Here is a 24,728-nt window from a genome sequence, read left to right on the forward strand (position 1 = left end):
CTAAATCTATTATTTTCTTATCATTTGCAAGTCAAGGCTCACATAAAGATAACACCTTTTTGGCGCAAGAGTAGTTCATCGTCAATTCAAAAGAATCATTTTTAAAGTGATAAGCAAAAAAGTACCGATTATCGATAGTAATTTTACCATTGAGGCAAGGAAAATTGGACTTTACAATGTACATATGAATCCGTTTCCAAAAAACTACTTAAAATAGGTGATAATAAATGCTGGAAAAATTAATCGAAGAGTTCAAACAAATATTTCATTCGTCAGAAGCTATTCGCTGCTTTTTTGCGCCAGGACGTGTCAATTTAATTGGAGAACATACTGATTATAACGGAGGGCATGTTTTTCCTTGTTCATTGAGTATAGGAACGTATGCGGTAGTACAAAAACGTCATGATCGAAAAATACGTATGTACTCTAAAAACTTCTCTGAAGCAGGCGTTATTGAATCCTCTTTAGAGCAATTAACGTACAAAACCGAAGATGATTGGGCTAATTATCCAAAAGGAGTAATGGACACCTTTAAAAAGCACGGATATGATCTTCCTTTTGGTTTTGATATCTTGTTTTTCGGCAACATTCCTAACGGAGCAGGGCTTTCATCGTCGGCATCAATTGAGTTAGTCACATGCGTACTTTTAAATAAAATTCTTGAATTGAATATTGATATGATGGACCTTGTAAAAATGGCGCAGCAAGCTGAAAATGAATTTATCGGCGTAAGCTGCGGGATTATGGATCAGTTTGCAATTGGAATGGGAAAGGAAAATCAAGCCGTATTGTTAAACTGTCAAACTCTTGAATACCAGTATAGCCCGCTGCAATTAACAGATGCTGTGCTCGTTATTTCTAATACAAATAAGCGAAGAGGGCTGGCAGACTCAAAATATAATGAACGCCGAATGGAGTGTGAAAGAGCGCTGTCAGATTTGCAAACTTCACTTTCCATTAATTCGCTTGGTGATTTAACCAAAGAGCAATTTGAAAAGCACAAATCTTTGATACAAAACGAAGTAGATTGTAAGCGCGCTAAACATGCGGTATATGAAAATGAACGCACAAAAGAAGCGGTTGCTAAATTGCAAAACGGTGATTTAAAAGGGTTTGGTCAATTGATGAATGAATCGCACTGCTCACTGCGAGATGACTATGAAGTAAGTGGGAAAGAACTAGATGCTCTTGTAGAAGCAGCTTGGCTGCAAGAAGGTGTGATTGGATCACGCATGACGGGTGCAGGCTTTGGCGGCTGTACAATTAGCATCGTACAAAAAGCGCAGGTTGATAGGTTTGTTGAAAAAGTAAGGAATACCTATTATGAGAAAACGAGTTTAGAAGCTGAATTTTATGTGGTTACGGTTGGAGAAGGAGCGCGTGAACTCACATTAGAAGCAGTATAAGAGAAAACAGATAGAGAAAGGAACGAGTGTATGTCAGTCAACATTCATGAAGAAATCACCCGACTTATTCAATATGGTTTACAAAAGAATCTATTAACAAAATGGGATATAGATGTGGTGAGAAATAAACTGCTGGAAGTGTTAAGGCTCGACGAATGTATTATAGTAGAAGTCAATGAAGAACGTCTGGAACATCCAGCTGCTATTTTAGACAACATGCTTGATTGGGCTGCAGAAAACAATCGAATCGCCGAGAATTCTATCACGTATAGAGATTTATTCGATACCAAAATAATGGGATGCTTTGCAAGCATGCCTTCAGAGGTTAATCGGACATTTTATGATCACTATCAGCAAAGCCCTCAAAAAGCCACAAGCTATTATTATAAGCTGTCAAAAGACATTCACTATATTCGCAGAGATCGAATTGCTAAAAACGAAAGATGGGTAACAAACACTGACTTTGGAGAACTTGAAATTACCATCAACTTATCCAAGCCGGAAAAAGATCCAAAAGCAATTGCAGCAAGCAAATCATTGAAGGAAAGCAACTATCCGCTGTGCCTTCTCTGTAAAGAAAATGCTGGTTATGCAGGTCGCATTAACCACCCAGCTCGTCAAAATCACCGGATTATTCCTGTGGAATTGCAGGAAGAGCTGTGGTACATGCAGTTTTCACCTTATGTTTATTATAATGAACATGCCATTGTTTTTGCGAGTGAACATACACCCATGCATATTTCAAAGCAAACGTTTAAGCGGCTGCTTGCCTTCGTTGAACAATTTCCACATTATTTTTTAGGATCAAATGCAGATCTACCCATCGTAGGAGGATCTATTTTAACTCATGACCACTTTCAAGGCGGCTATCATGATTTTCCTATGGCTAAAGCAAAAATAAATAAATTGTTCTCTCTTAAAGCATATCCAGACGTGAAAGCTGGAATTGTTCATTGGCCGATGTCGGTCGTTCGTCTTCAAAGTTCGCGCCTTGCACCATTAGTGGAAGCAGCGGATTTCATTTTGAAGAAATGGAAATCATATAGTGATCAAAGTGCTGATATTTTAGCTTTTACAGATCAAACTCCTCACAACACGGTCACGCCTATTGCTCGAAAAAGAGGAGATTTGTATGAATTAGATTTAGTACTGCGAAACAATCGAACAAACGGCAAACATCCAGATGGCATTTATCATCCGCATGCAGAAGTTCATCATATCAAAAAAGAGAACATAGGTTTAATTGAAGTAATGGGGCTTGCGGTTTTACCCGGTCGTTTGAAAGACGAAATGAGTCTAGTGGCCAAAGGGTTAGTTCAGAATAACCTGAGCGAATTAGCCAGCAGACATGATCAAGTGAAAAAACACGTGAAGTGGGCCGAACAAATCAAGAAAAAATATCCACATATTGAAGCAGAAAATGTCCAAAGCATTCTCCAACAAGAGCTCGGTTTGGTCTTTGCAACTATTTTAGAACATGCAGGTGTATTTAAACAAACTGCTGAAGGGCAGTTCGCATTCAGTCGTTTTATGAATTCGTTAAATGAAGCGTAAATCATTAATAAAAACAGGCAGCTCGTAATGAGCTGCCTGTTTTTATACAGTTAGGGCATGCTGTTTTAAAAGGGTATACAGAGCCTGTGTTCCTTTATTATCATCGCCTTGTTTTTCGAGCTGTTCATAAAGCGATTTTGCTAATTTTAGCCCTGGTGTATACAGCTCCATTTCTTCAGCTGATTCAATGGCAATCTTCATATCTTTAAGAAAGTGTTTAATATAAAAACCTGGTTCGAAGTCTCCTTTAATCATGCGAGGAGCTAAATTACTTAACGACCAGCTTCCCGCTGCGCCTGTTTCAATACTTTTTAGAACAGTATTCGGATCTAATCCGGCTTTTTCAGCATAAAGTATAGCTTCGCATACACCCATCATATTAGAGGCAATAGCGATTTGATTGCACATTTTTGTATGTTGACCAGCACCAGCGCTTCCTTGAAGAACGATATTTGTCCCCATTTTTTCAAGTATAGGCGTAACGGCAGAGAATGCTTCAGAATCGCCTCCTACCATAATCGCTAATGTTGCTTTCTGAGCCCCAATATCGCCTCCTGAAACAGGAGCGTCAAGCGCATGAATGTGCTTCTCTTTTGCTGCTTGATAAATCTCACGAGCAAGTATAGGGCTCGATGTCGTCATATCAATTGTATAGCAGCCTTTCTTTGCATTATGTATAATGCCGTCTTTGCCTAAATAAATCTCTTTTACATCGTGAGGGTAGCCTACCATGGTGATAATAACATCAGATTGTTCGGCCACTTCTCGAACGGTTTCTTTCCATTTGGCCCCGTTTTCAAGTAATGCTTGAGCACGAGTTTTTGTTCGTGTATAAACAAGGACTTCATATCCTGCGTCAATTAAATGCCCGGCCATGCTTTGACCCATAACGCCTGTTCCGATAAAACCAATTTTTTCTTTAGTCACAGCAGTATTCACTCCTAAAGTTAATAGTTTGATTATTCTAAAATTATATAGTTAAAGTTTGGGATAATCAATGATTCCGACTATATACAAATCTAGAAAAGTACTCTCAGTCCTGTGTCTTGAATACGAGGTAAGGAAAGAAAGTACTGAGAAGAGCCTATGCCAAAAGATAAAAAAAGCGCTGGCTTTACAGCCAACACTTTTTAGTGGTGATTATTTGCTGGTTTATTCGGTACACCCAGTTCTCCAATCAAAATTACAACTAGCGTGAAAACTACTCCAAGGATGGAAGCGGTTGCGAAACTGTAAGTACCGCCCGTCATTGCAGAGATTACGTACACTGCCATATTCATTAGTAAAAAGCCCCAAACAAAAGCCATTACGACACGCATTCTATTCACCTCGTTTACAGTACAGTTTGATTTCATTTTAGCATATAGCAGTCAAATAAGAAATTGAATTTTTTATGAATAAATAAGGGGCGTGTTCCCACATAGAAACAAAAGAGCAATAAGTCAGAAATAGGCATTATTCTAGTGCGCTTTTTGATGGTTCTATCATACACTGTATGGAACAACTAGTAAGTTACGGAGGAAGAGCTATGATACATCGACGCTTTTTTAGCTTAGATACGCAATGGAATGTCGTACATGTCCCTGAACGACCGAATGGTTTCGGTGTGTTAGTATTGGGTGATAAAGATCATTTTGTTGAAAGTTCAACTAGCTTATGGATTCAGCACGGCGGAAGGTCACAGCTGTTGCAATGTTTACAAGATGAAGGATACACAGTATTTTATTCCAATTTATATGGCCGGCATTGGGGGTCCCCTGAAGCATATCACCTTGCAAAACAACTTTATCATTTAGTAATGAAACAAGAAATTTTAAATAAACGAATTCATATTTTAGCTGAAGGAATGGGGGCTCTGTTAGCGCTGCAGCTAATGGAAAATGACGGGAATACGTTCATTCGATCAGCTGGTTTACTAAATCCATGTATTGATCTTCATACGCATGCAGAACATGAAAAAAACAATAAATTCTTTTATAAACAATTCACGAAGGACTTGACTCAAGCTTATAAAGTGGAGCGGAAGCAAGTATCAAAGCTAATTAAGGAGTACCCTTCTGTTACAGAATTAAAATCAACGCTGCCCGTGAAGATATGGACCGCGCCTAATGCCTCTACTCATTATCCAATTGCACACAGTAAAAAATATGAACTACATCGTGAAGAACTTCACTCTCCGATTATGCTTTCACTTTATTTGCCGGAAAAAAACTATTTGTTTGAACGGTCCCTTCTCCAATTTTATAAACAGCATGAAAAAGTGTTATAAGCAAAGCTTCTATGATTATACATATCATAGGGGCTTTTTGTATAAGAGATAAAAGGAAAAAAAGAGTTCGTGATGCTTTTACAGATGAACTTCTTTGAAATAAGGAATGAGTACTCTCTATAACTATAGGGCTTTAAGCTTTTTGTTGAATAAATGATGAATGAAGAATTGGAGGAAGCGATATGGGAAATGTAGTAGTAATAGGGGCAAACCGCTTTATTGGTTTTCATTTATGTATGGCTTTTTTAGACGAAGGTACAGAAGTAAAAGGATATACACATTCTGCTCATAAAGAAGAAGATGATTTGCAGGAAGAGATGAAATTTTTCTTAGGGCGAAACGCTAATTATGCATCGACTGAAGTAGGAGAGTCATTAGATATGATTACCTCAGAAACGGATATTGTCTACTTCACGTATTTCGATGGAGGAGATTTTTATCATCCTGCTTTTTTAAGACAAGAAATGCAAAAAGCCCAGCAAGTGCTCATTCAAGCACTTAACAAATGCCGTCAATTCAACATTCGATTTGTGTTTGTTTCTACCATGCGCGTATTTGGAGACCAGCAGCGAAAGATTGAAGAAACAACGATTCCAGAACCGGACAGTAGTGAAGGAAGGCTATACGTTCATTTTGAGCGAATGATAGAAAAATATAAAGATGATGGATGGCCCATTATAATTGTCAGAACGCCGACTCTTTACGGACCTTGGCAGCCTTTGTCAATGTGCTATTCTAAAAATATTGCCGGGTACGAAGAAGCTTTTAACATTATGGAAGGCACGGATTTTATTATTTATATTGAAGATGCCGTCAGTGCACTTAGACTCTGTAAAACTGCTGCATATTCATATGAAGTGGTTCATTTAGTTGAAGAAAAGTTACAGCCTTGGAGCGCAGGAGCAAACATTACTCATATGGAGGTGAAGGAAGAAGCGGCTCAAGAAAAATATGAAATCAGCAGGAAAGCGAAAGAACTGCTGCATTTTTCTTCAAGAGTAACGGCTAAAGAAGGCATTTATCTGCAAAAAAAACATATGAGAACATTCTTTTTACCTCTTCATTAAAAGGAGAAAGTTGTACTTATAGAATAGATTCGCTAATATAAGGAGGAATAAATGTTTTTTAATAAAGGAGATTTCACTATGGAAGAGCAAAATATGCAATTCATGCAAATTGCAATGAAGTACTTGCCAGAAGCAAAGCAGATCTTAGATGAAACAGGCGTTGAGTTATCAATGGAACACGTGCAGCCGGTATTGACATTACTAACAAAAGTAATGAGCGACGCCTATGAGCTTGGCAAGCAAGATGCATTAGCTGAAAATGAAAACAACTAAAGAAAACAGCTCGGTAGAATCCGAGCTGTTATTTTTGTTTGGAAAATAAATCGACTAAAGGGGCAAACTGTTTAAGAAGAGGAGCTAGTTCTTCGACGGCGAGTACAATTTCATCGATTTGTTTAAATAATCTTTCCCACTCCTCTCGCTCTCTTTCTTCTCTTGATTTTCTGCCCCTAGCTCCAAACATAAAATCAGAAAAAGCTTCATTTCTTTGTCTTCTTGCCATGATACTCATTCCTTTCACTATTTTAATGGTGGGTAAGTTCTTACCTAATGTCCCATACTAGAGTAAGAGGGTCCCGTATGATTACTATATGTAGCATGATAGATACCTGAGTAGGACGAACACCTATATAGACAAAAAATAAAAAATGAAGTAAAATTAGTACCAACTCATAATAATTGATTATATAATCGATAAATGAAATGACGGATATAGGTTTTATAGGAATATAAGCCTTTTATTTAAAGGAGAGGTTGATATGAACGCTGGTGTTCTAGGAATTGGACGTTATGTACCAGAGAAAGTTGTAACAAATTTAGATCTTGAAAAAGTAATGGATACATCAGATGAGTGGATTCGTACGCGCACAGGTATTCAAGAGCGCCGAATTGCAGCCGATAACGAGGACACATCTGATTTAGCTTATAAAGCAGCAGTTGAAGCTTTACATAAAGCTAACGTCGAGGCAGAAGATATTGACATGATCATTGTTGCTACGGTAACGCCAGATCAACCGTTTCCTACAGTATCATGTATGCTACAAGAAAAATTGGGAGCAAAAAAAGCAGCTTCTTTTGATGTGAGTGCCGCATGTGCAGGGTTTATGTACGGCATGATTACAGCTAAGCAATTTATTGAAACCAATGCTTACAAGCATATATTAGTGGTCGGTGTAGAAAAGCTTTCTAAGATTACAGATTGGGACGACCGTAACACGGCTGTTTTATTCGGAGACGGAGCAGGTGCAGTTGTAATGGGACCTGTATCAGAAGGACGAGGTATTTTATCCTTTGAACTAGGGTCCGACGGTACGGGAGGCAAGCACTTGTATCAAAACGAGCTTGATCATATTGTCATGAACGGACGTGAAGTATTTAAGTTTGCTGTTCGACAAATGGGGGAATCTGCTGTTAATGTAATTGAAAAAGCAGGTTTAACAAAAGAGGATGTTGATTTTCTTGTACCTCATCAAGCGAATATTCGTATTATGGAAGCTGCAAGACAGCGATTAGACTTGCCTGAAGAAAAAATGTCTAAAACAATCCAATACTACGGCAATACATCAGCAGCATCGATTCCAATTTCAATTGTTCATGAGCTTGAAGCAGGGAAAATTCAAGATGATGATTTAATTGTAATGGTTGGCTTCGGAGGCGGCTTAACATGGGGAGCTATTGCTATTAGATGGGGAAAATAACACTACATTTTTAAAGCAACTGAAGGAGATGAATGTACGATGAATAAAAAACGTGTAGTTGTAACAGGACTTGGTGGGCTTACACCAATTGGAAATGATGTAGAAACAGCTTGGAAAAACGCAGTAGCAGGCGTGTCTGGCGTTGGTCCTTTAACAAGACTAGATGCAGATGAATTCCCGGCTAAAGTAGCGGCTGAAGTAAAAGATTTTAACGTGGAAGATTTTATTGACCGCAAAGAGGCTCGTAAGATGGATCGCTTTACTCAATATGCAATGGTAGCTGCATTGGCGGCTGTTAAAGATGCGGATTTGACTATTACAGAAGAAATTGCTCCAAACGTTGGCGTTTGGATTGGTTCTGGAATTGGCGGTATGGAAACGTTTGAAAACCAATATTCAACGTTATTAGAAAAAGGTGCCCGCCGTGTAAGTCCATTCTTCATTCCGATGATGATTCCTGATATGGCAACAGGACAAGTTTCTATTGCTTTAGGGGCGAAAGGCGTGAACTCTTGTACGGTAACGGCATGTGCAACAGGTACAAACTCTATTGGTGATGCGTTTAAAGTAATTCAACGCGGAGATGCAGACGTGATGGTGACGGGCGGTACGGAAGCGCCAATCACGCGTTTATCTATTGCTGGTTTCTGTGCGAATAAAGCACTTTCTACAAATCCAGATCCTGCAACAGCATCTCGTCCGTTTGATAAAGACCGCGACGGCTTCGTTATGGGAGAAGGTGCGGGTGTTATTGTGCTTGAGGAGCTTGAACATGCACTAGCGCGCGGCGTACGTATTTATGCTGAAATTGTGGGCTATGGTTCGACAGGAGATGCTCACCATATCACAGCGCCAGCTCCAGGAGGAGAAGGCGGCGTTCGTGCAATGCGTCATGCGATTGAAGATGCAGGCCTACAGCCAAGTGATATTGATTACATCAATGCTCACGGTACAAGTACAGGATACAATGATAAATTTGAAACAATGGCTATTAAAGAAGTATTTGGTGACCACGCTCAAAAAGTAGCAATTAGTTCAACAAAGTCAATGACTGGCCACTTGTTAGGAGCTGCTGGTGGAGTAGAAGCTATTTTTAGTGTGAAAGCAATTCAAGACGGTATTCTTCCTCCAACAATTAACTATCAAACACCTGATGAAGAGTGCGATTTAGACTACATTCCAAACAAAGCGCGTAAGCAGGAAGTAAAAGCGGTGCTAAGCAACTCACTTGGATTTGGCGGTCACAATGCAACAATCATCTTTAAAAAATACGAAGCATAATGAAAAATTCTAGGCTGATGCCTAGAATTTTTTTATTTTTAATAACCAAAAGAGTAGCAGTGAACATATCATGAAACAAAAGGATGAAGAAAGTGAGGGGAAAACATGCCGATTGTTTCAACTTCTACTTGGACGGAGCCGAAAGAAATAAGCCGTTATCTTGCGCGCTATTTTAAGAAATTAAAAGAAAAAGAATATATGGAATTACTTTTTAACTATGGAATGTGTCCGCCTTCTTTAATGTTTATAAAAGAACTAGAAGAAATGAAGAAAAGACAGGTTTGGAAGAAAGTTAAAGCACATTACGAGAAGCTTAAAAAAGCATGGAATGGGCCCGATGTAGCGGTGTTAGTGCTTCCAAGCAATCCTAGAAATCGAAAAATGCAGCGTGAATTTAACGGAAGAGCAGGTGTCGCTTTTACCGATAAATTATTTGTGTTTATGACAAGTCATACATCCGATGAAGAAATGTTAGCGGTACTTACCCATGAATACCATCACGTTTGCAGGCTAAAAGCCATTAATAAATCTGATGAAACGATTACTTTGTTAGACGCTATGATGATGGAAGGGTTAGCTGAAAGAGCTGTAGAGGAGTATTGTGGTAAAAAATATTTAGCTCCTTGGACAAATTATTATACCATTGAAGAAGCTAAAAAAATGTGGGAAAAGCATGTTAAACCTTATTACAATCTGCACGCTGACGAAAAGAAATATGATCAACTGTTATTCGGTCAAAATTGGTATCCAGAAATGATGGGCTACAATATTGGTTATCATCTTGTTACTTCATGTATGAAGCCTCACACTTTAACTACTACCCAGCTGCTTCCTCTTAGCACCAATACTATCTTAAAAAAATCTGCGTTCCAACTGTAAAAAAACAAGTTCTATATACCTGAAGTTAAAAATAGTAAATTTTATCCTATTTCCAACAAAAAATTAGGAGGTTCGTGCGTTAAAGTGCCGAAGAGATATTCAGAAATCATTATTTTAAAAATAAAAAATATAATTAATTTTCAAAATATATTGATTTTGTAATAAAATTGTAATAATATCTTATTCAAATATAACAATTTTTAGAAAAATGAGGTGTGCACTATAAATGGATAAAAAGCCCGTCGAATCAACACCTTTACTAGAAGTGAAAAATTTACAAACTGCTTTTTCCATTAATGATTCCTGGCATAATGCTGTGGACGACGTGTCGTTTCAAGTCGGACGAAAGCGAATTGTAGGAGTTGTAGGAGAATCTGGCTGTGGAAAAAGCGTATTGTCTTTATCCGTTATTGGGCTATTACCTAAAGTGAATAGTCAAATTAGAAGCGGAAGCGTTTTATTTAAAGGAAAGAATCTTACGCACTTATCAGAAGATGAGATGAATGATGTGCGGGGGAAAGACATCTCAATGATTTTCCAAGAACCGATGACATCCCTTAATCCTGTGTTAACCATTGGGTATCAGCTGCAGGAAGTATTGTTTAACCATATGAATATATCGAAAGCGGAAGCGCGTGAAAAAAGCATTGCGCTTTTAAAAAGCGTTGGTATTTCGAGATCTGAAAAGCTCGTCGATGAATATCCGCATCAGCTGTCAGGAGGAATGAGGCAGCGTGTCATGATTGCCATGGCGGTAGCTTGTCAGCCTAAACTTTTAATTGCTGATGAGCCGACAACAGCCCTAGATGTTACGGTTCAAGCTCAAATTTTAGAATTGCTAAAAGAGATTCAAGAAAGCAATGATATGTCTATTATTATGATTACACATGATTTAGGAGTAGTTGCTGAGATGTGTGATGAAGTGATTGTCATGTATGGCGGAAAAATTGTTGAGCATACAGATGTTGATACGTTATTTTATGCCCCAAAACATCCGTACACGAAAGCGCTTCTTCACTCAATTCCACGCATGGAAGATGATGTAGAAGTATTAAATACGATCAAAGGAATTGTGCCTTCTCTTGTAAACATGCCGCGGACAGGCTGTCGTTTCGTTAACCGATGTCCTCATGCAATGGAAGACTGCAGTTCCGTTACGCCTGTTCTTCGCCAGGATTCACAGGGGCATGATGTCGCATGTCTGCTGTATAAAAATAGCTATCCGTCAAAAGGAGTGAAGACAAGCTAATGACTAAAGCGGTGAAAGATGTATTGCTAGAAGTTCAGCATTTAAAAACCTACTATCCTATTCACGGCGGATTTTTTCGAAAGAAAATTGGTGATGTAAAAGCAGTTGACGGTATTTCTTTTGCTATTCGAAAAGGAGAAACGCTCGGTCTAGTAGGAGAATCTGGCTGTGGAAAATCCACGGCAGGAAGAACGATTCTAAGACTGTTGGAACCAACTAGCGGAAAAATTATTTTCGATGGTAAAGATATCACAGAAGTAAAAGGAACTTCTCTCCGTAAAATTAGACAAGATTTTCAAATGGTTTTTCAAGATCCCTATGCTTCCCTCAATCCAATGCAAATGGTTGGAGATGTTATTTCTGAACCAATTCGGAATTTTACAGGAAAATCAACCAATCAATTAAAATCAGAAGTTATGAATCTACTTACAAAAGTAGGGTTACCGGAAGATGCATACTATAAATATCCTCACGAATTTTCCGGTGGACAGCGTCAGCGGATTGGAATTGCACGTGCACTTGCACTTCGTCCAAAACTTATTATTGCTGATGAACCGGTATCGGCACTCGACGTTTCTGTCCAATCACAAGTTTTAAACCTTCTTAAAGAACTTCAACAAGAATTCGACCTAACCTTTTTATTTATTGCCCATGATTTGAGTGTTGTTAAACATATGAGTGACCGTATCGGTGTTATGTACCTAGGCGGTTTAGTGGAAATTGCTGATAAGAAAAGTCTATACGCAGAGCCATTGCACCCTTATACGCAAGCGCTTGTATCGGCTATACCTGAACCAGATCCGCGAAAGAAAAAACAGCGTATTATTTTACAGGGAGATGTCCCAAGTCCAATTGATCCGCCAAAAGGCTGTGCGTTTCATCCTCGCTGTATACATGCAATGGCAGAGTGCGCCCAAACGAAACCTTCCTTAAAGGAGGTGAGACCTGGCCATCAAGTAGCTTGCCATTTATATAACTCGTAAAAGCTACATACGAACAGATTATTAGTTAAATAGGGGGAACGTCATGATGAAAAAGAAATCGTTTTTATCACTTGTTTCCATTTTGCTTGTGCTATCGCTTTTTCTAGCGGCATGCAGCGGTGGAAGCAGTTCTTCATCTTCTGGTAATAAAGAAGGCGGAGAAACAAAAACTGAAGGTGCAAAAACAGACAAGCCAAAAGATGGCGGAACGATTACGTATGGGATTGACGGAGCGCCGGAAGGGCTTTTTGAGTACGCATTGTATGGTAGTGCGTATGATAGCCAAATCTTAGAATTTATCAATGAAGGTCTCTTTACTTATGATAAGAAATTAAAGATTAAATCTGACTTAGCTACTTGGGACGTGAGTGGTGATAAATTAACTTACACGTTTAAATTAAAGAAGGGCATTAAGTGGCATAACGGAGATCCATTAACTGCAGATGATTTTAAATATACGTATGAAACGATTGCCGATAAAGACTATACAGGTCCACGCTATGTAAACGTTGAGCATATTAAAGGCGCTCAAGAATATCACGACGGCAAAGCGGATTCTATTTCTGGAGTTGAAGTAGTAGATCCGCAAACATTTAAAGTAACGTTTAAAGAAGTTCGTGTAAATAACTTAGACAATCTGTGGCCGTATCCAATGCCGAAAAAGTACTATGAAGGAATTGCTGTAAAAGATCTTGCAGAGTCCAAACAAGTTCGTAAAGAGCCTATTGGTGTTGGACCGTTTAAAGTGAAAAAAGTGGTAGCAAGTGAATATGTCCAAATGGAACGTAATGATGATTATTGGAAAGGTAAACCTCACCTTGATGGTGTTGTTGTAAAAGTACTGGATCCATCTGTTTCCGCCGGAGCATTGAAAAAAGGCGATGTCGACATTATGGATGTTCGCCCAGCTGATCTAGGGCAAGTTGAAAAAGCAGAAAACTTAGACTTTTTGGAAGGGAAATCAACTAGTTATTCGTATATTGGTCTACGATTTGGACATCGTGATCAAAAAGCTGGTAAAAACGTAGATGATTACGAAAAGTTCAAAGATCTAAAACTTCGCCAAGCATTGCTTTATGCAATAGATAGAAAAGCAATGGTAAAAGCATTTATGAACGACAAAGCGGTTGTTTCTAACACAGTTATTCCGTCTGTATTCTGGATTGCTGCTGACCAAAAAGATTTAACAAAGTACAAGTATAGTCCTGAAAAAGCTAAAAAATTATTAGCTGAAGCTGGTTATAAAGACAAGAATAATGACGGTTTTGTAGAAGATCCAAACGGAAAACCATTTACGATCTCATTCGGTCACTATGCTGGTCCAGCCAACTTCGAGGGTCGTGCGAAGGCTATTATGCAAGCATGGAATGATATTGGTATTAAAACAAAATTAGCAACGGGTTCACTTGTTGAATTTAACTTGTACAATGAAATGAAAGATAACGACGATAAGGCGTTAGAAGCGTTCTTTGGTTCTTGGGACACTGGTTCAGATCCAGATCCTACAGGATTATGGAGCTCTGATGCTGAATGGAACTATGGCCGTTGGGTAAATAAGGAATCTGATGAAATGCTTAAAGACGGTTTGAGTGAAAAATCATTTGATGATAAATACCGTAAAGATGTATATGTAAAATGGCAAAAATTCTTTAATGAGCAGCTGCCAGCACTTCCTTTATGGGAAAATATCAATATTTATGCTGTGAATAAGCGTGTGAAAAACGTAACTCTAGATCCATCAACGGTAGTTGTAGATCCGGAGAAATGGTCTGTAACGGAATAAGTATTTTACATGTAAAGGAGAGTCAACGATGCTGCAATACTCACTAAGACGTATTTTAGGGATGATTCCAATGTTGATTCTGATCTCCTTTGTTGTGTTTTCCCTGGCAAAAATGATGCCAGGGGACCCTTTTGGGGGAGAAATCAACCCTAGTAATACAGATCCAAAATACATTGAGGAAATGCGTGATAAGCTAGGATATAACGATCCTATCTACGTTCAATATTGGAACTGGGTAAAGGGAGTGGCACAAGGAGATTTAGGAAAGTCAACAACTCATAAGTTACCGACATTAGATATTATTTTAGAGCGTATGCCTAATACTATCTTTTTAGCTTTGACTTCGCTTTTGATTACGTATGTGTTTGCATTTATTTTAGGTATGTATGCAGGAAGAAAACCGTATACCTTAGCAGATAACTTTATTGCAGGATATAATTACTTTGCATTAGCGGTTCCATCGTTTATCGCAGGAATCGTAGGCATTTATTTATTTTCCTTTCAGTTAGGTTGGTTTCCATTTAGCGGTTCTGTTGAAGTAGGATTGAAAGAGGGATCATGGGAATTTATTCAAAGTAGAATTCATCACGTTATATTACCCGCGCTGATTCTTGGCTTGATGTCGACCGCGCAGTATACCCAATTTTTGCGCAATGATATTATTGAAAACAGTCGCAAAGATTTTGTACGCACAGCTAGAGCAAAAGGGACAAAAGAATCTAAAATTTATAATGTTCATATCTTACGCAACTCAATGATTCCGCTTATTACGTTTTTAGGGTTTGATCTTGTAACAATCATTAGCGGTTCTATCATTACAGAAACGATCTTTACGTATCCAGGAATCGGAAAGTTGTTTGTTGACTCTGTAGCAACTCGTGACTACTCAGTTATGATGTCGCTTACAATGTTGTTTTCAATTTTAACACTGGTTGGGAATCTGGTTGCTGATTTGTTATACGGCGTAGCAGATCCGCGTATTCGTTTGGATTAGGAGGAGAAAGTATGGAAATTGTAACGAAAAAAGATGTACAGCCAGAAGTGAATATGAAAGCTCCTAAAAACCTTTCTCCATGGGCGATTGCGCGAAAGAAGTTTGTTAAAAATAAACTAGCCATGATAAGTTTAGCTTTTATGATTGTGATTACGCTTCTTGCCATTTTTGCACCGCTGCTTACAAAAGCAGATATTACACGTATCGACTATATGGCGATGAATGCAGCGCCTTCTAGTGAGCATTGGTTTGGAACGGATACTAATGGGCGAGACGTATTTGCACGTACATTGTATGGAGGAAGAACTTCGTTACTGATTGGAGTTGCTTGTACAACACTCGTTATTTTAATCGGAACTCTTATTGGTTCGATTGCGGGTTATTACGGAGGCAAAGTGGATCAATTCTTAATGCGTTTTACAGACTTTGTATTAAACTTTCCGCTAATTGTTTTCGTTGTAGTGTTAAATACAATCCTAATTGGAAAGATCTCAGGCGTTTGGACGCTTATCCTAGTTGTTAGTTTCCTAAGCTGGGGAAGTACGGCCCGGTTGGTTCGAAGCAAAATCTTGGCTGAAAAAGAAAATGAATATGTGCTTTCAGCTGTTTCCATTGGGTGCAGCCCGTTTAAAATCATCTTTAAACATTTGCTGCCAAATGTATTTTCAACGATTGTGGTTCAAGCCAGTTTGCAAATGGCGATCCTTATTGTGTTTGAGTCAGCGATTAGCTTTATCGGTTTTGGCGTGCCGGCTGATACGCCAAGCTGGGGGAATATGCTTACAGAAGCAAGGGAATCAGATGTGCTGCAGAATAAGCCTTGGATGTGGGTTCCGCCAGGTTTAGCTATTACATTTACGATCCTAGCTATCAACTTCATTGGTGAAGGATTAAAAGATGCTTTGAATCCCAAATCTCTTCGTTAAAAATCTATCACAAAAGTGTGATAGATTTTTTTAGGTTTGTCAGACCTCCTGACAAACCTATTACTATAGAAGAAACTCGGATTTTTTTCTGCTTATAGGGGTGGATATAGCTCATGAAGCCTTTAGTAATCATTAGCACTGGCGTTATATCTGAGCTTCGAAATAAGTGCATTTGAATAATAGCCAAAAACGAAGGCATTTTACAATTAATTTTTAGAAAAATAACATCATTTGGAATAAAAATTCCTTTCTCTGCCTATACTGATGGATAACAAACAGATAGTAAGTGAGGGGTAAATTATGCTATATCTTCATGATGTATGGGTTAATTGGTTTGAAGGCGAAGAAAACGGTTATAATGTGTGTCATTTCCATGAGTGGAGAAAAGACGATTGTGTAGAACTGCTCGATCAAGCACCATTATTAAAAGTAAATCCGCTTTTATTTCATTACATTGAAAATGATCTTTCCGAGCTACCTCAACAACTACTACAAGATGTCTATCAGAAAGCATACATTCGGAAAAATCATGAACGCACGCAGGTTGAATATTGTTTTATCGTTACAGATGGAACGAATATTTTAGCAATTGATACGATGGGATATCATATTCCGATTCGAAAAAGCCGCTTAATTCCAAGACAAGAACAGTTAGTCTATGAGATGATTGCGGATCAAGAAGAGCTAGAATATAAGTTCAGTGAAGACGAGCTGAATAAAAAAGAGCATCATATTCTTTCGCCGTCTCCTGAAACGATGAGAGGACTAACACGTAAAGAACGTCAGCTAAAACAGCTGTTATTTATGGCACTTGATCAGCTACATACAACAAAAAATACAGCTCAAATCCGCTACTGGTACACAGAGTGGAATCCAACGAAGTACGAAGACATTCAAGAGATGTCGTTTCAAGACGTATGGAATCAGCTATACGATGAAACGAAGTCAGGGTGGTCACCGAAGCATAAATTATTATGCGAGCGCTTAGTAAAAGGACAACCTTTCTTTGAAAAACTTTGGGAAATTGAACAAGAGCCAAAAGTTAATTAAAAAAACGACTGCATAGCAGTCGTTTTTTTAACGTTTACGGCCAATTCCCATTGCGTTTCGCATTTTGCGAAGCATTTTATTAGCCGTTGCATTTGCTTTATCGGCACCTTGATCTAAAATATCATCTAGCTCGCTAGAATCAACTAATTCATAATATCTTTCTTGAATTGGAGCGAGGGCCTCAGCTACTACTTTAGCTGTGTCAGCTTTAAAGTCACCATAACCTTTGCCTTCGTACATTGCTTCAATGTCTTCGATCGATTTATTGGCTAGGATTGAATAAATACTTAATAAGTTTGAAATACCTGGCTTATTTTCTTTATCATAGCGAACAATACCTTCTGAATCCGTTACGGCACTTTTGATTTTCTTTTCAATTGTTTTTGCGTCATCCAAGAGCGTAATGAAAGCTTTTTGGTTTGGATCGGACTTGCTCATTTTTTTCGTAGGATCTTGAAGAGACATGACGCGTGCGCCCACTTTTGGAATACGTACTTCAGGAATAGTGAAGATATCATTGTATTTTTTGTTGAAGCGTTCAGCTAAATCACGCGTTAATTCTAAATGCTGCTTTTGATCTTCACCAACTGGAACCAAATCGGTGTTGTATAAAAGAATATCAGCTGCCATTAATGGAGGATAAGTTAGTAATCCTGCTGATACTGCTTCTTTTCCAGCGGACTTATCTTTAAACTGAGTCATACGTTCAAGTTCACCGATATACGCTACGCACTGTAGCATCCATCCCGCTTCTGTGTGGGCGGGCACTTCCGATTGAATAAATAAAGTCGATTTTGCTGGATCAATTCCTACTGCTACATACAGAGCAGCAAGGCCGCGAATGTTTTTACGAAGTGCTAAACGATCTTGAGGCGTTGTAATCGCATGCTGATCTACAATACAAAAATGACAGTTATAGTCATGTTGAAGTTCAACAAATTGCTTCATCGCTCCAATGTAGTTACCTAAAGTGATTGTACCGCTTGGTTGAATACCTGAAAAAATTGTTTTCATCAAATCTTCCTTTCATCTGCACATATATGATGCTAATTTACGGATACAACATAAAAAGGCCCATCCGCTCCTAGCATAAGCTAGGGGCGAATGGACCGCGTTGCCACCCTAATTAGCACACATAATTGTGAACTATCTTTATTCATATAACGTTGAGGTCAACGTTCAAGCTTTGCACTTGAAAGCTCCAAAGTCCATTCTGCAGGTTTCAATGTTTGTTCTCACCAGCCACAAACTCTCTAAAAATGAAAATTCTGCATACTACTCTTTTTCACAGCTTTAATTATATAGTTATTCGTTATTATAACGCGAAAAAGCAGGAATTTAAACATCTTATCGCTAAAAAGTTTTATAAGACAATTTACTGGAATTTTTCAGCGGCAAAAAAAGACAAGAACCTTTTAATTAAAGCATTTCTTAATGAAAATTTGGTGGAGAATTTGGTAAAAATCTTTTATTTAGTATTTCTAATGGCTTTGTAATACTATTGTAATACCTATACTACAAAAAAGATTTTGGACGTCTGACAAGTAGGCACAATCCTTATAAGATAAGGTTTTTTCTCTCGTGACAAAAAAATACCATTAAATAATAGTATTGCAATAAATTTTTAAAATATTTATAATAGGCGTAACAAACATATTTTTTACAAAGGTATTACAATTTCTTAAGTTTTCAGAAAACACAAAATAGACAATGTTTTGTTTCAATTAGCGAATTTTGTAATGAATGAGTCTTCTACATATTAAGCGCATACATTGGATTTACAGCATGTAAACAATTGATGACAGTTTCATAGGGTAGAAGAATAATTTTGCAGTGAGGTCTTTAATGCTCTACTACGCGAAAAAATAACTGATTATTTTGTATTGAAAGAGGATTAAGAAATTAGTACATATCAAAAAAATATGGTTGCCACACAAACAAAATTTAATAGGGGGTAACACGCAATGAAGAAAAGGTTGTCGATTCTTTTCAGTTTGCTGCTTGTAATGAGCTTGTTTTTAGCTGCATGTGGATTTAACAAAGAATCTGGTGGCAGTGAAAATGCTAGCAGTGATGGCGGCGACAAGAAGAAAGAGCAAGAGCTTCGCGTAAACATTAAAACTGAGCCTTTTTCACTGAACCCAGGCTTAGCTAATGATTCAACGTCATCAAACGTATTATTACAAACATTTGAGGGTTTAACTCGTATCGGTAAAGATGGAAAACCTGAAAATGCAATGGCGAAAGATGTGAAGGTCAGCGATGATCAAACTAAATATACGTTTACTATTCGCGACGATGCAAAATGGTCAAATGGTGACCCTGTAACAGCAAAAGATTTCGAATATGCATGGAAATGGGCGTTAGATCCTAAAAACGAATCTCAATATGCATATCAATTATACTATGTTAAAAATGCACAAGCTGCCAATGAAGGAAAAGGTTCATTAGATGATGTTGCCGTTAAAGCAACAGATGATAAAACGCTTGAGGTAACATTAGAAAACCCAACGCCATATTTCTTAGAATTAACAGCTTTCTATACGTACTTCCCAGTGAATACGAAAATTGCTGAATCAAATGAAAAATGGTACACAAATGCAGGCGAAAACTATACGTCAAACGGTCCTTTCAAGCTTAAAACTTGGAAACATAATGACAAAATCGAGTTAGTTCCTAATGAAAACTATTGGGATAAAGATGCTGTAAAACTTAAAAAAGTTGAAATGTACATGATCAATGATAACAACACTGAACTTTCAATGTTCAAAAACGGTGAATTAGACTGGGCGGGTATGCCTACTGGTCAATTACCGGCTGATGCACTTCCTGAATTAAAGAAAGACGGTTCATTAAACATTCAAGAGATTGCAGGTACTTACTGGTACAAGTTTAATACAGAACAAAAACCTTTAGACAATGTGAACATTCGTAAAGCATTAGCTTATGCAATTGATCGTAAAGGTATTACAGAACAAATTACAAAAGACGGTTCAGTTCCAGCGATGGCGGCTGTACCACCAACAATGTTTGAAGATAACAAAAAAGGCTACTTCAAAGACAATGATGTGAAAAAAGCAAAAGAATATTTAGAAAAAGGCTTGAAAGAAATGGGCCTTAAAGATGCTTCAGAACTACCAGCAATTAAGGTTTCATACAACACGGATGAAAAACATGCAAAAATTGCACAAGCTGTTCAAGATATGTGGAAGAAAAACCTTGGCATTAAAGTACAGTTAGACAACTCTGAGTGGGCTGTTTACATTGAAAAGTTACACCAAGGAGATTATCAAGTTGGACGTATGGGCTGGTTAGGAGATTTTAACGATCCAATCAACTTCTTAGAATTGTTCCGTGATAAAAAAGGCGGAAACAATGATACAAACTGGGAAAACCCAGAATATAAAAAGTTATTAATTGACTCTCAAAAAGAAACAGATCCTAAAAAACGTCTGGAAATGTTGAAAAAAGCAGAAGGTATCTTCATGGATGAAATGCCAGTGGCACCAATCTACTTCTACACAAACGCTTGGGTACAAGACAAGCAGCTGAAAGATGTTGTGATGTCTGGACTTGGAGACATTCAGATTAAGTGGGCTCATTTTGAGTAAGTAACATCAATTGTGACAAAGGGTATATGGGGCCTGGTGCTCCATATACTTTTCTTTCTTGTGCGCGAATTTTGTAAAAATATGGAGGTGTGTCGGGGTGTTCAAATATATAGGAAAACGACTTATTTATATGTTTCTATCATTATGGCTGATCGTAACAGCGACCTTTTTCTTAATGCGTGCTGTTCCAGGAGGTCCATTCACATCAGAAAAGCAGCTTCCCCCTGAAATTCAAAAAAATCTAAATCAGTATTACGGTTTAGACCAGCCTTGGTACCATCAGTACTTTGATTATTTAACATCAATTTTAAAGTGGGATTTTGGTCCATCTTTCAAATATAAAGGCCAAACGGTAAATGATTTGATTAACGGCGGATTCCCTGTTTCATTCATGCTAGGGATGGAAGCTATTTTAATAGCAATTGCTATTGGTGTAGTACTTGGTGTTATTGCTGCTTTAAAACATAATAAGTGGCAAGATTACACGGCGATGGTTATTGCAGTTCTAGGAATCTCAGTTCCGAGTTTTATCATGGCAGCGGTATTACAATACGTTCTGGCTATGAAACTACAAATTTTTCCGGTTGCACGCTGGGAATCTTGGGCACACACGGTGTTACCAGCTCTCGCGCTTGCTTCAACCCCTATGGCATTTATCGCACGATTGACTCGTTCGAGTATGCTTGAAGTATTAAGCAATGATTATATTCGTACAGCGAAAGCAAAAGGTTTAAGCAGAGGCGTTATTACAGTTAAGCACGCCATGCGAAATGCGATGCTTCCAGTCGTATCCTATATGGGACCTTTAGTAGCAGGGATTTTAACGGGTAGCTTTGTTATTGAAAAAATATTTGGTATCCCGGGATTAGGTTCACACTTTGTACTCAGTATCTCAAACCGAGATTACACAACGATTATGGGCGTAACGGTGTTCTACAGTATTTTACTACTTTTTTGTATCTTGCTTGTAGATATTGCATACGGCTTCATTGACCCTCGAATTAAACTTACAGGTGCTAAGAAAGGAGAGTAACTATGCAGCAACTTCCGAAGATTCCTAAAGAAATGTTTGAAACAGCAGGGATTGACCGCGCTCAGGCAGAAAAGATTGAAAAACCGAGTCTTTCATTCTGGCAAGATGTTTTTATTCGTTTTCGCAAAAACAAGCTTGCTATGTTTGGTGTAGTACTAATGGTTCTCCTTGTTTTTATGGCTATATTTGGTCCATTGATGGTGAAATATGATTATGCAACCAATGATTTACTGAATGCTAATCAGGCTCCATCTTCTGAGCACTGGTTCGGTACAGATGAATTAGGGCGTGATGTTTTTGCTCGTACGTGGGAAGGCGCTCGTATTTCATTATTTATCGGGTTAGCAGCAGCTTTAATTGATTTATTCATCGGCGTAGTTTGGGGAAGCATCTCTGGATACCGCGGCGGCCGTACGGATGAAACAATGATGCGTGTTGCGGATATCTTATATGGTGTTCCTTACCTTTTACTGGTTATTATTTTAATGGTTATGCTTGGCCAAGGGTTAGGCACGATGATTTTAGCGATGACCATTACCGGCTGGATTAACATGGCCCGTATTGTGCGTGGACAGGTATTGCAGTTGAAAAACCAAGAGTACGTAATGGCTTCACAAACATTAGGAGCAACAACAAAACGTATTTTATTTAAACATCTTATTCCTAACGCAACAGGTCCAATTTTAGTAACAATGACACTAACGATTCCTTCAGCAATCTTTACAGAAGCATTTTTAAGCTACTTGGGACTAGGCGTTCCGGCACCGCTTGCAAGCTGGGGAACAATGGCTTCAGAAGGCTTACCTGCTTTGGAATACTATCCTTGGCGCTTATTTTTCCCAGGTTTGTTTATCTGTTTAACAATCTTAGCGTTCAACGTAATTGGTGATGGATTACGAGATGCGTTAGATCCAAAACTACGTAAGTAAGGAAGTGAACTCATATGTCACGTTTATTAGAAGTAAAAAATTTAGCTGTATCATTTAAAACATATGGCGGAGAAGTTCAAGCTGTTCGCGGCGTTAACTTCCACTTAAATAAAGGTGAAACTTTAGCAATTGTTGGTGAATCAGGATCTGGTAAAAGTGTAACTTCACAAACGATCATGCGCCTTATTCCGATGCCTCCTGGCCGAATCAAAAGCGGCGAAATGCTGTTTGACGGCATTGATTTAGCTAAGAAAACGGATAAAGAAATGGAAGCTATTCGCGGTAAAGATATCGGTATGATCTTCCAAGATCCGATGACTTCCTTGAATCCAACGATGAAAGTTGGGGCTCAAATTGGTGAAGTCGTAATCAAGCATTCCAAAGTGTCTAAAGCAGAAGCAAAAAAACGGGCAGTCGAGTTATTAACGCTTGTAGGAATTCCTTTTCCAGAACAGCGTGTGAATCAATATCCGCATGAATTCAGCGGCGGGATGAGACAGCGTGTTGTCATTGCGATGGCTCTTGCTTCTAATCCGAAGCTATTGATCGCTGATGAACCAACAACGGCGCTTGATGTAACAATTCAAGCTCAAATTTTAGAATTGATGAAAGACATTCAGAAAAAAACGGATACATCTATTATCTTTATTACCCATGATCTTGGTGTAGTAGCAAATGTAGCAGATCGAGTAGCCGTTATGTATGCTGGTCAAATTGTTGAAATGGGCACAGTGGATGAAGTGTTTTACGATCCAAAACATCCGTATACGTGGGGACTGCTAGCTTCTATGCCAAGCTTAGATAACGAGGCAGAAGAAGAGCTGGCTGCTATTCCTGGAACGCCGCCAGATTTAACGAATCCTCCAAAAGGAGATGCATTTGCAGCGCGAAATCCATACGCAATGAAAATCGATTTTGAGCAAGAACCTCCAATGTTCAAAATATCTGATACGCACTATGCGAAAACATGGCTGTTACATCCCGATGCACCAAAAGTAGAGCCGCCTGCTTCAGTTCAGCGCCGCATGCGTAAAGTTGATAATGTATACAGGACACCTGTACTCGTAGCGAAGGATGGTGAATAACATGACAGATAAATTATTAGAGATTAAAGGCTTAAAGCAACATTTTTTCACAAGTAAAGGAACAATTAAAGCAGTTGATGGTCTGACGTTTGACATCTTCCGCGGAGAAACATTAGGGCTTGTAGGTGAATCCGGTTGCGGAAAGTCAACGACAGGCAGAACGATTATTCGTTTATATGACGCTACTAGCGGTGAGGTGCTATTTAATGGCGAAAATGTACATGGTCGCAAATCTCGCTCAGAGCTTAAAAAATTCAATCGTAAAATGCAAATGATTTTCCAAGATCCATATGCGTCGCTTAACCCTCGTATGACCGTAGCAGATATCATAGCAGAAGGCATTGATATTCACGGTTTAGCTAAGACGAGAAAGGAGCGTATGACAAAGGTTCACGAGCTTCTTGAAACAGTGGGGCTTAACAAAGAACATGCAAATCGCTATCCACATGAGTTTAGTGGCGGCCAGCGTCAGCGTATCGGTATCGCAAGAGCACTGGCAGTAGAACCTGATTTTATCATCGCAGATGAACCAATCTCAGCTTTGGACGTGTCTATACAAGCTCAAGTTGTTAACTTAATGAAGAAGTTACAGCGTGAACGTGGACTAACATATTTATTTATCGCCCATGATTTGTCAATGGTAAAATACATCAGTGACCGCATCGGCGTTATGTACAGAGGTAAGATTGTAGAGCTTGCACCAAGTGATGAACTTTATCGAAACCCTGTTCATCCATATACAAAAGCGTTGCTTTCAGCTATTCCGCTTCCCGATCCTGACAGTGAAAAAACGCGTCAGCGCAAAATTTATGATCCAAGTATCCATGACTATAACGGTGAAGAACCAGAGCTTAGAGAAGTATCTCCAGGTCACTACGTGTCTTGTTCTCAAGCAGAGTTTGCCACATATACAACATAACAAAAACGATCTC

General features: G+C 38.5%; 23 protein-coding genes and 1 other annotated feature. Of the genes, 19 read left to right on the forward strand and 4 right to left on the reverse strand.

What is annotated here, in order from left to right:
• Positions 1-227: 227 nt before the first annotated feature.
• The gene (locus MKY06_RS03510; RefSeq protein WP_013055397.1) at positions 228-1,406 is read left to right on the forward strand and encodes a galactokinase; all 1,179 of its coding nucleotides are present in this window, start codon (positions 228-230) and stop codon (positions 1,404-1,406) included.
• A gap of 30 nt (positions 1,407-1,436) precedes the next feature.
• Complete coding sequence (gene galT / locus MKY06_RS03515) at positions 1,437-2,960, forward strand: UDP-glucose--hexose-1-phosphate uridylyltransferase (protein ID WP_098278227.1); 1,524 nt, start codon at positions 1,437-1,439, stop codon at positions 2,958-2,960.
• Between the two features lie 42 nt (positions 2,961-3,002).
• Here galT and MKY06_RS03520 read toward each other — a convergent pair whose 3' ends face one another.
• Together MKY06_RS03520 and MKY06_RS03525 are read right to left on the reverse strand one after the other, a co-directional pair.
• Positions 3,003-3,887, reverse strand: coding sequence for an NAD(P)-dependent oxidoreductase (locus MKY06_RS03520; protein WP_029324745.1), 885 nt, complete (start codon positions 3,885-3,887; stop codon positions 3,003-3,005).
• Positions 3,888-4,090: 203 nt separating this feature from the next.
• A complete protein-coding gene (locus MKY06_RS03525) occupies positions 4,091-4,279 on the reverse strand; it encodes a YjzD family protein (RefSeq protein WP_013055400.1) in 189 nt (62 codons plus the stop codon).
• Between the two features lie 209 nt (positions 4,280-4,488).
• Between MKY06_RS03525 and MKY06_RS03530 the strand changes: the two genes are divergently transcribed.
• From MKY06_RS03530 to MKY06_RS03540, 3 genes are all read left to right on the forward strand, one after another.
• The gene (locus tag MKY06_RS03530) at positions 4,489-5,229 is read left to right on the forward strand and encodes a hypothetical protein (protein WP_013055401.1); all 741 of its coding nucleotides are present in this window, start codon (positions 4,489-4,491) and stop codon (positions 5,227-5,229) included.
• 182 nt (positions 5,230-5,411) lie between these two features.
• Positions 5,412-6,296 (forward strand): NAD-dependent epimerase/dehydratase family protein, encoded by an 885-nt coding sequence (locus MKY06_RS03535; protein ID WP_013055402.1) that lies wholly within the window; start codon positions 5,412-5,414, stop codon positions 6,294-6,296.
• Positions 6,297-6,374: 78 nt separating this feature from the next.
• The gene (locus MKY06_RS03540; RefSeq protein WP_029324748.1) at positions 6,375-6,569 is read left to right on the forward strand and encodes a ComZ family protein; all 195 of its coding nucleotides are present in this window, start codon (positions 6,375-6,377) and stop codon (positions 6,567-6,569) included.
• A gap of 28 nt (positions 6,570-6,597) precedes the next feature.
• Here the strand turns inward: MKY06_RS03540 and MKY06_RS03545 are convergent, their stop codons facing one another.
• The gene (locus MKY06_RS03545) at positions 6,598-6,798 is read right to left on the reverse strand and encodes a hypothetical protein (RefSeq protein ID WP_029324750.1); all 201 of its coding nucleotides are present in this window, start codon (positions 6,796-6,798) and stop codon (positions 6,598-6,600) included.
• A gap of 256 nt (positions 6,799-7,054) precedes the next feature.
• Between MKY06_RS03545 and MKY06_RS03550 the strand changes: the two genes are divergently transcribed.
• The 9 genes from MKY06_RS03550 to MKY06_RS03590 all read left to right on the forward strand — a co-directional run bounded on the left by MKY06_RS03550 (position 7,055) and on the right by MKY06_RS03590 (position 17,138).
• Positions 7,055-7,993 carry a beta-ketoacyl-ACP synthase III gene (locus MKY06_RS03550; protein WP_013055404.1) on the forward strand — a complete coding sequence of 313 codons (939 nt, stop codon included), beginning with the start codon at positions 7,055-7,057 and terminating at the stop codon, positions 7,991-7,993.
• 39 nt (positions 7,994-8,032) lie between these two features.
• On the forward strand, positions 8,033-9,274 hold the full coding sequence (gene fabF, locus MKY06_RS03555; RefSeq protein ID WP_098321938.1) for a beta-ketoacyl-ACP synthase II: 1,242 nt from the start codon (positions 8,033-8,035) through the stop codon (positions 9,272-9,274).
• A 105-nt stretch (positions 9,275-9,379) separates the two neighbouring features.
• Positions 9,380-10,153, forward strand: coding sequence for a DUF2268 domain-containing protein (locus tag MKY06_RS03560; protein WP_013055406.1), 774 nt, complete (start codon positions 9,380-9,382; stop codon positions 10,151-10,153).
• 226 nt (positions 10,154-10,379) lie between these two features.
• Positions 10,380-11,402, forward strand: a complete 1,023-nt coding sequence (locus MKY06_RS03565; RefSeq protein WP_013055407.1) for an ABC transporter ATP-binding protein — start codon at positions 10,380-10,382, stop codon at positions 11,400-11,402.
• The gene (locus tag MKY06_RS03570; protein WP_078081464.1) at positions 11,402-12,385 is read left to right on the forward strand and encodes an ABC transporter ATP-binding protein; all 984 of its coding nucleotides are present in this window, start codon (positions 11,402-11,404) and stop codon (positions 12,383-12,385) included. The genes MKY06_RS03565 and MKY06_RS03570 overlap by 1 nt, the downstream gene beginning before the upstream one ends.
• A 43-nt stretch (positions 12,386-12,428) precedes the next feature.
• A complete protein-coding gene (gene opp4A, locus MKY06_RS03575; protein WP_078081465.1) occupies positions 12,429-14,168 on the forward strand; it encodes an oligopeptide ABC transporter substrate-binding protein in 1,740 nt (579 codons plus the stop codon).
• Between the two features lie 28 nt (positions 14,169-14,196).
• A complete protein-coding gene (gene opp4B / locus MKY06_RS03580) occupies positions 14,197-15,162 on the forward strand; it encodes an oligopeptide ABC transporter permease (protein WP_013055410.1) in 966 nt (321 codons plus the stop codon).
• Between the two features lie 11 nt (positions 15,163-15,173).
• The gene (gene opp4C, locus MKY06_RS03585; RefSeq protein WP_013055411.1) at positions 15,174-16,088 is read left to right on the forward strand and encodes an oligopeptide ABC transporter permease; all 915 of its coding nucleotides are present in this window, start codon (positions 15,174-15,176) and stop codon (positions 16,086-16,088) included.
• A 300-nt stretch (positions 16,089-16,388) separates the two neighbouring features.
• Positions 16,389-17,138 carry a YjbA family protein gene (locus tag MKY06_RS03590; protein WP_013055412.1) on the forward strand — a complete coding sequence of 250 codons (750 nt, stop codon included), beginning with the start codon at positions 16,389-16,391 and terminating at the stop codon, positions 17,136-17,138.
• A gap of 27 nt (positions 17,139-17,165) precedes the next feature.
• Here the strand turns inward: MKY06_RS03590 and trpS are convergent, their stop codons facing one another.
• A complete protein-coding gene (gene trpS / locus MKY06_RS03595; RefSeq protein ID WP_097824320.1) occupies positions 17,166-18,155 on the reverse strand; it encodes a tryptophan--tRNA ligase in 990 nt (329 codons plus the stop codon).
• Between the two features lie 76 nt (positions 18,156-18,231).
• Positions 18,232-18,436: a binding site (T-box leader), on the reverse strand.
• Between the two features lie 666 nt (positions 18,437-19,102).
• On the opposite strand from trpS, the gene MKY06_RS03600 reads away from it, so the two are divergent.
• The 5 genes from MKY06_RS03600 to MKY06_RS03620 all read left to right on the forward strand — a co-directional run bounded on the left by MKY06_RS03600 (position 19,103) and on the right by MKY06_RS03620 (position 24,715).
• Positions 19,103-20,749, forward strand: a complete 1,647-nt coding sequence (locus MKY06_RS03600; RefSeq protein ID WP_013055414.1) for a peptide ABC transporter substrate-binding protein — start codon at positions 19,103-19,105, stop codon at positions 20,747-20,749.
• A gap of 97 nt (positions 20,750-20,846) precedes the next feature.
• Positions 20,847-21,782, forward strand: coding sequence for an ABC transporter permease (locus MKY06_RS03605; protein ID WP_013055415.1), 936 nt, complete (start codon positions 20,847-20,849; stop codon positions 21,780-21,782).
• Positions 21,783-21,784: 2 nt separating this feature from the next.
• A complete protein-coding gene (locus tag MKY06_RS03610) occupies positions 21,785-22,711 on the forward strand; it encodes an ABC transporter permease (RefSeq protein ID WP_013055416.1) in 927 nt (308 codons plus the stop codon).
• A 14-nt stretch (positions 22,712-22,725) separates the two neighbouring features.
• Positions 22,726-23,796, forward strand: a complete 1,071-nt coding sequence (locus MKY06_RS03615) for an ABC transporter ATP-binding protein (RefSeq protein ID WP_013055417.1) — start codon at positions 22,726-22,728, stop codon at positions 23,794-23,796.
• Between the two features lies 1 nt (position 23,797).
• The gene (locus MKY06_RS03620) at positions 23,798-24,715 is read left to right on the forward strand and encodes an ABC transporter ATP-binding protein (protein ID WP_098278230.1); all 918 of its coding nucleotides are present in this window, start codon (positions 23,798-23,800) and stop codon (positions 24,713-24,715) included.
• Positions 24,716-24,728: the final 13 nt, after the last annotated feature.

This window comes from Priestia sp. FSL P4-0332, from assembly GCF_038005845.1.
Taxonomy (GTDB): Bacteria; Bacillota; Bacilli; order Bacillales; family Bacillaceae_H; genus Priestia.